Here is a 14,292-nt window from a genome sequence, read left to right as displayed (position 1 = left end):
TGACCGGTGGCGGGCCGCCCAGGTGGTGACCGTGGCAGGCCGCGCACGCGATGACCGGTGGCGGGCCGCCCAGGTGGTGACCTTGGCAGGCCGCGCACGTGGTGCCCGGTGATGGGCCGCGCAAGCTCGGCGAGAACGGTGCGGTCCGGGGCAGCCGCACCCTGGACGTTCTAGACGGTGCGGTTCGGCGCGTCCACCGCGAACGTTCAGAGCCGCTACGAGGGCGGCGGGTACGCGAGGGGCCGGGTACGGCGTCCGTATCCGGCCCCTCCGTCAGCGGGGTCAGGCGGTTGTGCAGGTGGCGCCGTTGAGGGTGAACGATGTGGGGTTGGGGTTGCTGTTGGTCCAGGTGCCCTGGAAGCCGAAGTTGGCGGTGGCGCCGGGCTGGATGGTGGAGTTGCCTCGTGCGGTGACGGCGGCTCCGCTCTGGGTGACGGTGGCGTTCCAGGAGTTGGTGATCCGCTGGGTGCCGGGGAAGGTGAAGGCGAGGGTCCAGTTGCTCACGGCGGCCGTGCCGGTGTTGGTCACGGTGACGTTGGCGGTGAAGCCGCCGGACCACTCGTTCTTGACGTAGGAGACACGGCAGGCGCCGCTCCCGCCGCCTCCGCCGGGGGTGTTGACCGTGAGGGTGTTGGACTGGCTGGAGACGTTGCCCGCGGCGTCGCGGGCCCGCACCCAGAAGGTGTAGGCGGTGGACGGCGACAGGCCGGCGGCGGTGAACGTCGTGCCGGTCGCGGTGCCGACCACCGAGCCGTTGCGGTAGACGTCGTAGCCGGTCACGCCGACGTTGTCGGAGGACGCCCGCCACGAGAGGCTCGCCTGGCTGGAGGTCACGCCGGTGGCGGTGAGGTTCCCCGGGGCGCTCGGCGCGGTGGTGTCGCCGCCGCCCCCGCCGCCGACGCTGTAGGAGAAGTTGTTGACGGCGAGGCCGGTGCCGCCCACCCAGGGCTCGAAGCCCGCCTGGACGCTGGTGATGTACCAGGAGCTCTGCGCGTAGCCGCGGCTGAGCATGTCGTTGTAGAACGTGCTCACCGAGAAGCTGATCGAGCTGGTCGACGCGGTGCGCACGTAGGAGACGACGTTCCAGCCGATGTTGCCGAACCATACGTCCCAGGTGCCGCCGGCCAGGTTCACGGTGCCGACCCGGGAGCCGACCGGCTGGACCTGCCCGGTGTGGTTCAGCCAGATCATCAGCTCGGCGCCGGTGTTCTGCCCGTCGGTGCGCGCCGTCGGATCGAACCAGATGTCGTACGCGGCGTCGTACACCCCGGCCGAGGACGGGTAGGTCATGCTGACGCTGGTCTGGATGGTCGAGAACCTGCTGTCGGTCACCCGCATGGGCAGGCTGCTGCCGGAGGTGCAGTTGGCGTAGTGGCACCCGGCGAAGACCGACGGGTAGGAGCCGGGGGCGCCGTTCTGCGGCTTGTTGTGGCTGGCCTCGGTGATGGTGAAGCCGGTCGAGGTGACGTTGATGCACTGCCGGGTGTCGTCACCCCAGTTGTTGTTCTGGACGGCGTACCTGCCGCCCGCGATGGTGGTCGCACCGTACTTCTCGCAGATCAGCGTGTCCGCGTGTGCCTGACCGGCGATCACCACCATCAGCAGGATCGGGGCCAGGGCCGTGATGGCGGCCGTGACGGCCCGCAGTGCTCGGCGCTTCATGTCGACTCCGGGGGGAAGAGACGGCGGGAACGCACCGGGGAAGGGCTGTGGGAGCGCTCCCAATCTCTCGCGACACTAGGCCGGTGCCGACCGGCCGCACAGCGCCCGGCGGATCACCTCGCCGGCGACCCGGCTGTGAGCAGGCGCTGGACCAGGCAGGACGCTGAAAGTTTCACCCCGGCGCCGGACGGGCCTCGGCGCTCGGCCCCCGTCCGCCGGCCTCGGCCAGCGCGGCCGCCGCCACGTTGCGCGGCATCGCCCCGAAGATCAGCCCGTGGAAGGGGTACAGGGACCACCAGTACAGGTGGCCGAACAGGCCGCGCGGGTGGAAGATCGCCCGCTGGCAGTAGACCGTCTGGCCGTCCTCCCGGCGGCAGGTCAGCTCCAGCCAGGCGAGCCCGGGGACGCGCATCTCGGCGCGCAGCCGCAGCAGGCGCCCCGGCTCGATCTCCTCCACGCGCCAGAAGTCCAGCGCGTCGCCGACCCGCAGCCGCAGAGGGTCGCGGCGGCCCCGGCGCAGGCCGACGCCGCCGGCGGCGCGGTCCAGCAGCCCGCGCAGCCGCCAGGCCAGCGGCAGCGAGTACCAGCCGTGGTCGCCGCCGATGCCCTCGATCACCCGCCACAGCGCCTCGGGCGGCGCGTCGACCACCGCGGTGCGCTCGTCGACGTAGAGGCTGCCGCCGGCCCAGTCGGGGTCGGTGGGCAGCGGGTCGCTCGGGGCTCCGGGCGTCGAGGCGGACGACCAGCGGGTGGCCACGTCGGCCTCCTTGATGCGCTGCAGGGCCAGGCTCACCGCCCGGGGGAAGCCGACGAGGCCTTCGGGCGGGTCGGGGACGTACCGGGCGATGTCGTGCTCCCGGCAGACCGCCTCGTCACGCAGCGACTCCACCAGCGGCCGCGCGACGCCGGCCGGCACCGGGGTCACCAGGCCGACCCACAGGCTCGACAGCTTGGGCGTGAGCGCGGGGACGGGCACGATCAACCGGGGCGGCAGGCCGGCCGCGGCGGCGTAGCCCTGCATCATGTCGGCGTAGGTCAGCACGTCCGGGCCGCCGATGTCGAACCCGCGGTTCACCCCCTCGGGGATGTCCAGGGCGCCGACGAGGTAGCGCAGCACGTCCCTGATCGCGATGGGCTGGGTGCGCGTGCGGACCCAGCGGGGCGTCGTCATCGCCGGCAGCCGCTCGGTGAGGTACCGCAGCATCTCGAAGGACACCGAGCCCGAGCCGATGATCACCGACGCCCTGAACGCCACCGTAGGCACCCCGGAGTCGAGCAGGATGCGCTCCACCTCGGCCCGCGACCGCATGTGCGCCGACGGCTCGCCGGACGCCCGCTCCCCGGCCCCGCCGGCCCGGCCCGGGGTCAGGCCGCCCAGGTAGACGATGCGGCGCACGCCCGCCCTGCGGGCCGCCGCGGCGAACGTCGTCGCGGCGCGGCGGTCGCGCTCGGCGAAGTCGGCGCCGGCCGCCATGGTGTGGATCAGGTAGTAGGCCACGTCCACGCCTTCGAGCGCCGCCCGGGTGCGCTCGGCGTCGGTCGCGTCGGCCTCCACGATCTCGACCCGGTCCTTCCATGCCTGGTCGCGCAGGCGGGCTGCCGACCGCGCCATGCACCGCACGTCGTGTCCCGCGCCCAGCAGCTCGGGCACCAGCCTCCCGCCGATGTAGCCGGTCGCGCCGGTCACCAGGCACCGCGCCATCTCACCACCCCCGACGGCTCCTTCGTACGGCGTGCCCCGCCCGGATGCGGCCACCCGGCGCGCCGACGCGCCTTCGCGGGACGCCCGCCTTCCCCGCCGATCGCGGGGGCCCCTCCCGACTCACCGGTGAGAACCCGGATTTGCGGGTAGCTCCTCGGAGAAGGACTCGTCGAGAGGGTGAGCGGATTGCTGTACGGCAAGGAGCATGTCGATCGTTACCAGGCGACGGACGGCGAGGAGGGGCACGACTGGCAGGGCACGATCACCCTGCTGCTGACCACCACCGGTCGCAAGTCCGGGCGCCCCTACACCACGCCACTGATCTACCAGCCGCACGGCGACGACTACGTGATCGTGGCGTCCAAGGGCGGCGACCCGAGTTCGCCCGACTGGTACCACAACCTCCAGGCCGACCCGGAGGTGCAGGTGCAGGTGAAGGGCGACAAGTTCCGCGCCCGCGCCCGCACCGCGTCGGCGGAGGAGAAGCCCGAGCTCTGGCGTCTGATGACGGCCACCTGGCCGCAGTACGACGAGTACCAGACCAAGACCGACCGCGAGATCCCCGTGGTCGTCCTGGAGCGCGTGAAGGAGTGAGGCACGGGGCGGCCCGGGCGCCGGCGTGAGGCCCGGGAGTTCTCCGGGCGACGCCGCCCAGGCCGCCCGTCCCCGGCGCGGGTCGCGCCGGGGACGAGGCGGCCGGGCCGCCGGCCGTGGTCACCAGCGGTCGTGGTGGACGGCGTCCCGCAGGGGCCGCCTGCGCCGCCAGCCGTGCCGTTCGAGGTCGGGCGTGGTCTCCAGGTGGCTCACCGGCCCCAGGCACAGCCACGCGACGGGGCGGATCCCGGTGGGCAGGCCGAGCAGCTCACCGAGGAAGGGCTCGCGGTAGAACGACACCCAGCCGACGCCGAGCCGCTCGGCGGTGGCGGCCAGCCACAGGTTCTGGATGGCCAGGCACACCGAGTACAGGCCCGCGTCGGCGATGGCGTGCCGCCCGAGCACGGCCGGGCCGCCGCGGCCGGGGTCGTAGGTCACCACGATCGACAGCGTGGACTCCAGCACCCCGTCGACCTTGATCCCGGCGAACCGCCGCGCGGCGTCGCCGTCGAGGGTGGCGGCGAAGACCGCCCTCTCGTGCTGGACGTGCTCGTGGAACGCCCCCCGCACGGCGGGGTCGCGCACGAGGACGAAGTCCCAGGGCTGCGAGAGGCCGACGCTGGGCGCCGCGTGGGCCGCCGACAGGATGCGGTGCAGCGCCTCGTCGGGGACGGGCGCGCCGGTGAACTGCGCGCGCACGTCACGGCGGCGGTGGATGACGTCGTAAAGCCGGTTGTCCATGGGCAGGCTCCCGCTGCGTGAACGCCCCGTGCCGGGGCTGTGGGCGCGAGGCCGGTCTTCGGACTCCCGGATCGACGCTGGGCCACCCGCCTTCCCAGCCCTCACGGGCCAGTGGCCGCGCGTGCGCGCGTGGGTGGCTGCTCCCCGGTCACCGCGGCGGGCCCGTGCCGGAATCACACCGGCTTCCCGATTCTCCCCGCCGGGGCGGGGCACCTCGCAACAGTTCGCCGCCGAGTACGTTAGCCGACCGCCGCCGTCGCCGTTCACGCGGGATCGCGGAAGATCGGCGTTCGGCCCGGGACGGCCGCCGGGGGGCGGCGCGGGCCCGCGAGGCGTGGCCGTGGCCCGACCATGGCGCGGCCTTCGGCAGTATGGGGATGTGAGCCTCCTCCAGCACCTCCCGCAGGACACCAGTCCCGACGCCCTTTTCGAGGCCTTCGTCGAGTGGAACGCCCAGCGCGGGCTGACCCTCTACCCGGCGCAGGAGGAGGCGCTGATCGAAGTGGTCTCCGGCAGCAACGTGATCCTCTCGACGCCGACCGGCTCGGGAAAGAGCCTGGTCGCGGCCGGCGCCCACTTCGCGGCCCTGGCCGAGGGCAGGCGCACCTTCTACACCGCGCCGATCAAGGCGCTGGTCTCGGAGAAGTTCTTCGACCTGTGCGCGATGTTCGGTACCGAGAACGTCGGCATGATGACCGGCGACGCCGCCGTGAACGGTTCGGCGCCGATCATCGCCTGCACCGCCGAGATCCTCGCCAACATCGCGCTGCGCGACGGCGCCCGGGCCGACGTCGGCCAAGTGGTGATGGACGAGTTCCACTTCTACGCCGAGCCCGACCGCGGCTGGGCCTGGCAGGTGCCTCTGCTGGAGCTGCCGCAGGCGCAGTTCGTGCTGATGTCGGCCACGCTCGGCGACATGACGCGGTTCGAGGCCGACCTGAAGCGGCGCACCGGACGCGAGACGGTGGTGGTGCGCTCGGCGACCCGCCCGGTCCCGCTGTACTACAGCTACCGCACCACGCCGCTGCACGAGACGCTGGAGGAGCTGCTGTCCACCCAGTCGGCGCCGGTGTACGTCGTGCACTTCACGCAGGCGGCGGCCATGGAGCGCGCCCAGGCGCTGATGAGCGTCAACATGTCGACGAAGGCCGAGAAGGAGGCCATCGCCGCGCTCATCGGGCGTTTCCGGTTCACCACCAAGTTCGGCAGGGCGCTGTCCCGGCTGGTGCGGCACGGCATCGGCGTGCACCACGCGGGCATGCTGCCGAAGTACCGGCGGCTGGTCGAGCGCCTCGCCCAGGCGGGGCTGCTGAAGGTCATCTGCGGCACCGACACGCTGGGCGTCGGCGTCAACGTGCCGATCCGCACGGTGCTGTTCACCGCTCTGAGCAAGTACGACGGCAACCGCGTGCGCCTGCTGCGCGCCCGCGAGTTCCACCAGATCGCCGGGCGCGCCGGGCGGGCGGGCTTCGACACGCTGGGCTACGTCGTCTGCCAGGCGCCCGACCACGTCGTGGAGAACGAGAAGGCGCTCGCCAAGGCCGGGGACGACCCCAAGAAGCGGCGCAGGGTCGTGCGCAAGAAGGCGCCCGAGGGGTTCGTGAGCTGGGGCGAGGAGACCTTCGACCGGCTACAGAAGGCCGAGCCCGAGCCGCTGAACTCCCGGTTCAAGGTCAGCAACGCCATGCTGCTGGCGGTGATCAACCGGCCCGGCGACTGCTTCGCGGCGATGAAGAGCCTGCTCACCGACAACCACGAGGAGCGCAGGGCGCAGCGGCGGCACATCAGCCACGCCATCGCGATCTACCGCTCGCTGCTGGCGGGCGGCGTGGTCGAGAAGCTGAGCGCGCCCGACGACCAGGGCAGGATGGCGCGCCTCACGGTGGACCTTCAGGAGGACTTCGCGCTCAACCAGGCGCTGTCGACGTTCGCCCTGGCCTCGTTCGAGCTGCTGGACGCCGAGTCGCCGACCTACCCGCTGGACGTCGTGTCGATCGTGGAGTCGACGCTGGACGACCCGCGCCAGATCCTGCACGCCCAGCTCAACAAGGCCCGCGGCGCGGCCGTCGCCGAGATGAAAGCCGACGGCGTCGAGTACGAGGAGCGCATGGAGCTGCTGGCCGACGTCACCTACCCGATGCCCCTGCAGGACCTGCTGTTCGGCGCGTACGAGACCTACCGCCAGGGCCATCCCTGGGTGGGCGACCACGCGGTGAGCCCCAAGTCGGTGGTGCGCGACATGTACGAGCGGGCGATGACGTTCGGCGAGTACGTGCAGTTCTACGAGCTGGCCCGGTCGGAGGGCACGGTGCTGCGCTACCTGGCCGACGCCTACCGCACCCTGAGCCGCACCGTGCCCGACCACATGAAGACCGAGGACCTCCAGGACCTGATCGAATGGCTCGGCGAGCTGGTGCGCCAGGTCGACTCCAGCCTGCTCGACGAGTGGGAGCAGCTCCAGAACCCCACCGAGGAGCTGGAGCGGCCGGGCCTGGACGAGAACACCCGGCCGGTCACCGCCAACCGCCGCGCCTTCCGCGTGCTGGTGCGCAACGCCATGTTCCGCATGGTCGAACTCGCCGCGCTGGAGCGGTACGAGGAGCTGCGCGAGCTGGCCGACATCGACTGGGAGGACGCGCTGGACGCGTACTTCGCCGAGCACGAGGAGCTCGGCACCGGCCCGGACGCGCGGGGCCCCTCGTTCCTGCTGATCGAGGAGGAGAAGGAGCTGTGGCGGGTGCGCCAGGTCTTCGACGACCCCGCGCGCGACCGCGACTGGGGCATCAGCGCCCAGGTCGACCTGGCCGCCTCCGACGAGGAGGGCCGCGCCGTGATCCACGTCATCGCCCTCAACCGCCTCTGACGCGGTCGCCGGGGCTTCAGCCCCCCGAGGAGTCGAGCTCGGCGCCCACGGGCACGGCGCCGTCGTAGGGGTCGTCGAGCCAGCCCTCGGGCAGGTGGACGCGCTCGCGGGCGCCGGCCTTGCCGCGCGGGCCGTCGGCCGCCTCGCCGGGCCACGGCTGGTCGCCGGGAAGGCGGTCGAGGCGCTCGGCCAGCTCGGCGAGCGACCCCGACGTGGCGAGGTCGCGGCGCAGCTCGGCGCCGACGGTGAAGCCCTTGAGATACCAGCCGACGTGCTTGCGGAAGTCGAGGACGCCGTGGGTCTCGCTGCCGAAGGTCTCGGCCAGCATGCGGGCGTGGCGCAGCATGGTCGCGCCGACCTCGCCGAGCGAGGGCCGGGCGCGGGCGGCGACCCCGTGGAAGGCGTTGTCGAGGTCGCGGAACAGCCAAGGGCGGCCGAGGCAGCCCCGCCCGACCACCACGCCGTCGCAGCCGGTGCGCCGCATCATCCGCAGGGCGTCGTCCGCGCTCCAGATGTCGCCGTTGCCCAGCACGGGGATCTCCGGGACGGCGTCCTTCAGGCGGGCGATGGAGTCCCAGTCGGCCGTGCCGCCGTAGTGCTGCACCGCCGTGCGGGCGTGCAGCGCCACCGCGCTCAGCCCCTCCTCCACGGCGATGCGGCCGGCGTCGAGGTAGGTGAGGTGGTCGTCGTCGATGCCCTTGCGCATCTTCATCGTCACCGGCAGGGCGCCGGCGCCCGCCACCGCGGCGCGCAGGATGCGCCGCAGCAGGTCGCGCTTGTACGGCAGCGCCGAGCCGCCGCCCCTGCGGGTCACCTTGGGCACCGGGCAGCCGAAGTTGAGGTCGACGTGGTCGGCCAGCCCCTCGTCGGCGACGACGCGGACGGCCCTGCCGACGGTCTCGGGATCGACGCCGTAGAGCTGGACGCTCCGGGGCGACTCCCCCGGCGCGAACCGCATCATCGCGAAGGTCTTGGCGTTCCGCTCGACCAGCGCGCGCGTGGTGATCATCTCGGAGACGTAGAGGCCGCCGCCCTGCTCGCGGCACAGGGCCCGGAAGGGCGCGTTGGTGACGCCCGCCATCGGCGCGAGCACCACGGGCGGCCACACCTCGATCGCGCCTATCTTCACCCGCCCTTTCTACCCGACCCGCCGCAGGGGGCGTGAACCGCCTTCCGCCCCCGCCCGGGGGTGCCGCCGGGCCGGCGGGGGCCGGACGCCGCGCGGTCGCCGTCCCCGGCCCGTCGCGCCGGGGCGCGATAGCCGCTGGTCAGGCCATCCGCCCGCCGCTTGGCCCCGGGCCGGGGCGGCCAGCTAATCTGGTTGGCGGGGTCGACGTACGTCACATCGGAGGCTGGGATGCTCTTGCGCCTGCGTATCTCGCTTCCCGACCGGCCTGGGTCGCTCGGCCAGGTGACGCGTGTGCTGGGCATCGCGGGCGCCGACATCACGCAGCTCGTCGTGCTCGAACGCGGCGACGGCCGGGCCGTGGACGACTTCACCGTGTACTGGCCCGATCTGGCGCCCCGCGAGAACCTCGTGCGGAGCATCGAGAGCGTTCCCGAGGTCGTGGTGGAAGGGGTGTGGGGCACCCGCGAGGCGGCGGGCACCTACCCGGAGCTGGAGATCCTCAAGTACATCACCACGGCCGGCGACCGCGCCCTGGCCACGCTGATCGACTCCGTCCCGGTGCTGTTCAGCGCCGACTGGGCCGCCGCCGCCACCGAGCGGGCGCCCCGGGCGCTGGTCCACTCCAGCTGGCGCGCGCCCAAGGAGATCACCTTCCCGCCCGTCACCCCGCCCCGTCCCGAGGCGTCTTCGATGGAGGGCGGCGTGCACCTGATCGCCGCCCCGCTGCCGCCGCTGGCGATGACGTTCATGCTGGCCCGGGCGGACGGCCCGCCGTTCCACCGCATCGAGGTGCACCGGCTCACCCGCATCCTGGAGATCTTCCTGACGCTGCCCGCGGTCGAGCGCAGCGTGGCCCGCACCTTCCGGGGCAGCACCGCCGGGTGACTCCGCGCGGGGCGGCCGCCCCGCCCCGGCGCCCGGTGCGGCCGCCTCACGACCGGCGACGGATCCCCCGTCCGGTTAGGCAGGCACGGGAAAACCCGCTAGAGTTCCGTCTCGTCCCCGCGGGCGCCTCACCGCCCCGCGACGGCACGCGGACGTGGCTCAGCTGGTAGAGCATCACCTTGCCAAGGTGAGGGTCGCGGGTTCGAATCCCGTCGTCCGCTCGGAGAGGTCTGTACGCGACGGCCTCGCCTGGTGGAGTGGCCGAGAGGCGAGGCAGCGGCCTGCAAAGCCGCGTACACGGGTTCAAATCCCGTCTCCACCTCGGCACGGAACGCAGTAGCAAGGGCGATTAGCTCAGTGGGAGAGCGCTACCTTGACACGGTAGAGGCCACTGGTTCAATCCCAGTATCGCCCACCCCTCATCCCCAGGTCAGACCCCGTGTCGGCCTGGGGTTTCGCATGTGCGGCGCCGCCCGGTCGGCCGGGGCCGCCGGCCTCAGCGGCCGGCCTCGGTGAACGCCTTCTCACCCTTGGGGCAGCCCCTGTCGGCCGCGTTCCTCGCCCGGGCCGCCTCCGCCCGCGCCTGTGCGGCCGCGGCGCGCGCCCGGTCGGCGTCCGCGCGGGCCCGTGCCGCCTCCGCGCGGGCCTGATCCAGCTCGGCCCGGGCCCGGTCGGCCTCCGCGCGGGCCTGCTCGGACTCGACATAGGCCTTCTCGGCCTCCGCGCGGGAGCGCGCGGCCTCGGCGCGGGCTTCGGCGACCTTCGCCCACGAGTGGTCCAGCTCGGCCCTCAGCTCCTCGTGGCGGACCCTGCGCACCAGCCCCAGCAGCCTCAGCAGGTCTTCCACCGCTCCCCCTCTCCCGCGCGCCCGGAGTGTGGATCACCGGCAGTTTAGAACGGTCCAAGTCTTCTGATCTCATACAAAGATGGGATTGGTGATGCTTTGGGGTAGCGGGAGGCGTTTCCCGGGTGTCGGATCCGGCGACATAGGCCGATCTTGAGCGGCGTTAGACGCTACGCTGACCGAAGCCAGCCAGGATCCGCCGCGCCGAACCGGAGACGTGCACCATGACAGAGCCCACCCCGGGCGCCGGGCCCGCGCCCCGCATCGACACCAGCGTCGCCCACTCGGCCCGGGTGTGGAACCACCTGCTCGGCGGCAAGGACAACTACCCCGCCGACCGTGAGGCCGGGGAGCTGATCGTGCGGATGTTCCCCGACATCGCGCGCCTGGCCCGCCTGCAGCGTTACTTCCTCGCGCGCGCGGTCCGCTTCCTGGCCGGCGAGGCGGGCATCCGGCAGTTCCTCGACGTCGGCACGGGCCTGCCGACCGCCGACAACACCCACGAGGTCGCCCAGCGGGTGGCCCCGGAGTCGCGCATCGTGTACGTCGACAACGACCCCCTCGTGCTGGTGCACGCCCAGGCGCTGCTCACCAGCGTCCCGCCCGGCGTCACCGACTACATCGAGGAGGACGTGCGCCACCCCGACCGGATCATCGAGGGCGCGGCACACACGCTGAACTTCGACGAGCCCGTGGCGCTCATGATGCTGGGGATCACCGGGCAGGTGTCCGACGAGGACGACCCCTGGGCGATCGTGCGCCGCCTGATGGACGCGTTGCCGTCCGGCAGCTACCTGGCGCTCAGCGACGGCACCGACACCAGCGACAGCCTCAACCAGGCCATCGCCGTCTACAACGCCAACTCCGCCAGCTCCTACCACCTGCGCGCCCCCGAGCGGATCGCCGCCTACTTCGAGGGCCTGGAGCTGGTGGAGCCGGGCGTGGTCACCACCACGACGTGGCGGCCCGACGTCATCGAGATCGGGGACGGCAGCCGGCAGGTCGACGCGATCTGCGGCGTCGGCCGCAAGCCCTGACGGCGGGGGCGCCTCAGCCCACCCGGCCGATTCCGCACAGGAAGTAGGGCTTGTCGTGCTCCAGGGCGGGGTCCACGACGGGCAGCTCGGGGCGCCACCTGTGCAGGTCGACGACGCCCGGCTCGACGACGTCCAGGCCCTCGAACAGGGGGAGCACCTCGCTGGACATCCGCGCGATGAACGGGGCCGAGGCGCTCTGGTACACCTGCTGCACCCCGGGCGCCGCCTGCGGGCGCTGGTCGACGGTGACGTGGGACATCGCCATGTAGCTGCCCGGGGGCAGCTCTTGGCGGATCCGGGCGACGATCCCGGCCGGGTCGTCCTCGTCGGAGATGAAGTGCAGGATGGCCAGGAGCAGCACGGCGATCGGCTGACCGAAGTCCAGGTGCGCCCGCACGTCGGGATCCTCCAGGATGCGGTCCGGCCTGCGCAGGTCGCCCCGCACGACGAGCACCTGCGGGCTGTCCTGCAGCAGGGCCCGGGCGTGCGAGAGCACCTGGGGGTCGTTGTCGACGTAGACCGTGCGCGACTCGGGGGCGTGCTCGGCGGCCACCTGGTGCACGTTGCGCTGTGTCGGCAGGCCCGCGCCGATGTCGAGGAACTGGCGGATGCCCTGCTGGGAGAGGAAGCGCACCGCCCGGCAGAGGAACTCGCGGTTCTCCCTGATGCCGATGGGGATCTCGGGAACGAATCGAAGAACCTGTTCCGCGGCGGCCCGGTCGGCCGGGAAGTTGTCCTTGCCGCCGAGGAAGTAATCGTACATACGTGCCGCGTTCGGAGTATTAGGGTCGAAGCCACCACCGAGTGCGATGGGGTTCATCGCTCTCCTCTCCTAGGGCGCCACACATACGATCTTAGCTGCAGGTAAGGATAATTCGTATCTCTCACCAAAAAGCATTTACGTCGCCGCGGACAGTGCCATGATCTTCTCATGGCCGCTGCCCCCCCGCGACGCGTACTAGGCGCCCAGCTCGCCGAAGGCATCACCAAAGGCAATATGTGGGCGCTGTTGACGATGGCGACCGCCGGAACCGCGGTGATCTCCTTTCTGCCTTCCACACAGCCGCACATCCTGACGACCATTCTCGGCGTGCCCGAGTCCGCGCAGGGCAGGGTCGTGGGCCTGCTCGGCTTCTCCGCCGAGCTCGCGATGATCGTCAGCCTGGCCTGGTACGGCGCGCTCGCCGACCGCTTCGGCCGGCGCGTCATCGTGGTCGCGGGGCTGGTGCTGTGCGCGCTCGGATGCGCGCTGTTCCCGTTCGCCGGCGACACCGCCGTGCTGGTCGCGCTGCGGGTGGTGTTCGGACTGGGTGTCGCGGCGATCAACGCCATGCTGTCCACGATCGCGATCGACTACGTGCGCAGCCGCTCCCGCGGCAAGTCCTACGGCCTGATCGGCGTGTTCGGCGGGCTGGGCGCGGTGGTCGCCGTCCTGCTGCTGGCCCGGCTGCCGCAGACCATGGAGAGGCAGGGCCTGGAGCCGGTCGCGGCGACGCGGCTGGCGTTCCTGCTGATCGCCGGGGGGATCCTGGTCCTCGCGCTGGTGCTGTGGCTGACGCTCTCGCGCGCGTCCGTCGCCGGGACGCACGAGCGCGTCCCGCTCCCCCGACTGGTGCGCGAGGGCGTCGTGCTCGCGCGCGACCCCGGAGTGGCGCTGTCGTACGCGGCGTCGTTCGTGGCACGCGCCGACCTCGCGGTGGTCGTCGGCTTCATGACCTTGTGGATCGTGGACTACGCCACGAGCGAGCGCGGGATGTCCAGCGCGGAGGCCCTGGCCAGGGCGGGTTCGGTGGTGGCTATCTCGCAGACGGTCGCGCTGGTGTGCGCGCCGGTGTTCGGCTGGCTGGGCGACCGGATGCCGCGCCAGAACCTCGTGATCATCGCCCAGGCCGTCGCCGCGGCCGCGTACCTGTCGACGCTGCTCGTCTCCGACCCGCTCGGCACGGGCATGATCGTGGTCGCCGTCCTGATCGGCGTGGGCGAGATCGCGGGCATCACGACCGCCGGCCCCCTGCTGGCCCAGCAGGTGCCCGCCGAGGTGCGCGGGTCGGCGTTCGGCGTGCACACGCTGTGCGGCGCCGCGGGCATCATGATCGTGTCCGCGCTGGGCGGCGTCCTGTACGACGCGTGGCGGCCGGCCGGGCCGTTCGTGGTGTCGGGCGTCTTCGGCCTGCTGGTGGTCGCCCTGGGCCTCGCCGTCCGCCGGCGCGTCGTCCCCCGGGCAGAGGCCGACCCCGCCCGCGAGGCCATGCCGTCCACCTGAGCCGCCCGCCCGCACCGTCCGCCGGGCCGCTTCACGCGCCTTCACCCGCGTCCTTTACCGGCCCGTCATGACGCCGGAGCGCCCGGTAAAGCGCCACCCGGCCCGGCCGCCCGGCACGCCGTAAGCGGCTCGCGCTGTTTCCACAAGCTCACTGTTTTCACGTGAATGATGAGCTTTGCGCCGGTCGTTAAAAGCCGTTCGCCGCGACGGCGGGTAAGCACCCGGCCATTTCGACGAGACGGGCGAAGGGCGGTGACGAACGACCTCGCGCGAGGTCCGAAAGCCCCGATCAACGCCTTCCGCGATCTCGCGCGCCGGAAGGGATCAGGGGCCCCGGGGCCCGCGGCACGGGGGCCGGCTGTGGACGACGTCGGTCGTGGTGCCGCCGAACCGGGCCAGCTCGTCGACGACACCTTCGAGGTGACCCATCGAGGTCGCGGCGACCCTCAGCAGGCGGCCGTCGCGCTGGAGCTCGCCCAGGATGGACCAGTCGGTCGGGTCGAGACTCTCGGTCATCCGGCGGATATACCAGCGCATCCCCGGCACATCCCGCCATACACCGCGAAGAATCC

General features: G+C 72.3%; 12 protein-coding genes, 3 tRNA genes and 1 riboswitch. Of the genes, 8 read left to right on the top strand and 7 right to left on the bottom strand.

The genetic code is table 11. The features are described from left to right. Positions 1–282: 282 nt before the first annotated feature. Together PYR91_RS17645 and PYR91_RS17640 are read right to left on the bottom strand one after the other, a co-directional pair. Positions 283–1,662 (bottom strand): cellulose binding domain-containing protein, encoded by a 1,380-nt coding sequence (locus PYR91_RS17645; RefSeq protein ID WP_279780954.1) that lies wholly within the window; start codon positions 1,660–1,662, stop codon positions 283–285. A gap of 172 nt (positions 1,663–1,834) precedes the next feature. Continuing rightward, positions 1,835–3,364 (bottom strand): SDR family oxidoreductase, encoded by a 1,530-nt coding sequence (locus tag PYR91_RS17640; RefSeq protein ID WP_279780953.1) that lies wholly within the window; start codon positions 3,362–3,364, stop codon positions 1,835–1,837. A 186-nt stretch (positions 3,365–3,550) separates the two neighbouring features. On the opposite strand from PYR91_RS17640, the gene PYR91_RS17635 reads away from it, so the two are divergent. Next, positions 3,551–3,958: a nitroreductase family deazaflavin-dependent oxidoreductase gene (locus PYR91_RS17635; RefSeq protein WP_279780959.1), complete on the top strand. Its 408-nt coding sequence runs from the start codon at positions 3,551–3,553 to the stop codon at positions 3,956–3,958. Between the two features lie 120 nt (positions 3,959–4,078). Here PYR91_RS17635 and bluB read toward each other — a convergent pair whose 3' ends face one another. Then, positions 4,079–4,699: a 5,6-dimethylbenzimidazole synthase gene (bluB, locus tag PYR91_RS17630; RefSeq protein ID WP_279780952.1), complete on the bottom strand. Its 621-nt coding sequence runs from the start codon at positions 4,697–4,699 to the stop codon at positions 4,079–4,081. 48 nt (positions 4,700–4,747) lie between these two features. Next, positions 4,748–4,914: riboswitch (cobalamin riboswitch) on the bottom strand. A gap of 164 nt (positions 4,915–5,078) precedes the next feature. Here bluB and PYR91_RS17625 point away from each other — a divergent pair. Continuing rightward, positions 5,079–7,562, top strand: a complete 2,484-nt coding sequence (locus PYR91_RS17625) for a DEAD/DEAH box helicase (RefSeq protein ID WP_279780951.1) — start codon at positions 5,079–5,081, stop codon at positions 7,560–7,562. A 16-nt stretch (positions 7,563–7,578) separates the two neighbouring features. Here the strand turns inward: PYR91_RS17625 and dusB are convergent, their stop codons facing one another. Further along, entirely contained in the window at positions 7,579–8,691 is a 1,113-nt protein-coding gene (gene dusB / locus PYR91_RS17620) for a tRNA dihydrouridine synthase DusB (RefSeq protein WP_279780950.1), read from the bottom strand. A gap of 228 nt (positions 8,692–8,919) precedes the next feature. On the opposite strand from dusB, the gene PYR91_RS17615 reads away from it, so the two are divergent. The 4 genes from PYR91_RS17615 (at position 8,920) to PYR91_RS17600 (ending at position 9,991) form a co-directional block, all read left to right on the top strand. Next, the gene (locus PYR91_RS17615) at positions 8,920–9,576 is read left to right on the top strand and encodes an ACT domain-containing protein (RefSeq protein ID WP_279780949.1); all 657 of its coding nucleotides are present in this window, start codon (positions 8,920–8,922) and stop codon (positions 9,574–9,576) included. Between the two features lie 148 nt (positions 9,577–9,724). Beyond that, positions 9,725–9,797 (top strand) — tRNA-Gly (locus tag PYR91_RS17610). Positions 9,798–9,827: 30 nt separating this feature from the next. Beyond that, positions 9,828–9,898 (top strand) — tRNA-Cys (locus tag PYR91_RS17605). 21 nt (positions 9,899–9,919) lie between these two features. Next, a tRNA-Val gene (locus PYR91_RS17600) sits at positions 9,920–9,991 on the top strand. 81 nt (positions 9,992–10,072) lie between these two features. Here PYR91_RS17600 and PYR91_RS17595 read toward each other — a convergent pair. Then, positions 10,073–10,423, bottom strand: coding sequence for a hypothetical protein (locus PYR91_RS17595; RefSeq protein ID WP_279780948.1), 351 nt, complete (start codon positions 10,421–10,423; stop codon positions 10,073–10,075). Between the two features lie 221 nt (positions 10,424–10,644). Here PYR91_RS17595 and PYR91_RS17590 point away from each other — a divergent pair, with 221 nt between their 5' ends. Then, on the top strand, positions 10,645–11,457 hold the full coding sequence (locus PYR91_RS17590) for an SAM-dependent methyltransferase (RefSeq protein WP_279780947.1): 813 nt from the start codon (positions 10,645–10,647) through the stop codon (positions 11,455–11,457). Between the two features lie 13 nt (positions 11,458–11,470). On the opposite strand, the gene PYR91_RS17585 is transcribed toward PYR91_RS17590, so the two are convergent. After that, entirely contained in the window at positions 11,471–12,277 is an 807-nt protein-coding gene (locus PYR91_RS17585) for an SAM-dependent methyltransferase (protein WP_279780946.1), read from the bottom strand. Positions 12,278–12,388: 111 nt separating this feature from the next. On the opposite strand from PYR91_RS17585, the gene PYR91_RS17580 reads away from it, so the two are divergent. Next, positions 12,389–13,720, top strand: coding sequence for an MFS transporter (locus PYR91_RS17580; RefSeq protein WP_279780945.1), 1,332 nt, complete (start codon positions 12,389–12,391; stop codon positions 13,718–13,720). Between the two features lie 324 nt (positions 13,721–14,044). On the opposite strand, the gene PYR91_RS17575 is transcribed toward PYR91_RS17580, so the two are convergent. After that, complete coding sequence (locus PYR91_RS17575) at positions 14,045–14,236, bottom strand: hypothetical protein (protein ID WP_279780944.1); 192 nt, start codon at positions 14,234–14,236, stop codon at positions 14,045–14,047. Positions 14,237–14,292 lie beyond the last annotated feature (56 nt).

This window comes from Sphaerisporangium sp. TRM90804 (assembly GCF_029846175.1).
Taxonomy (GTDB): domain Bacteria; phylum Actinomycetota; class Actinomycetes; order Streptosporangiales; family Streptosporangiaceae; genus Sphaerisporangium.
This window is presented reverse-complemented; position numbering and strand designations above follow the sequence as displayed.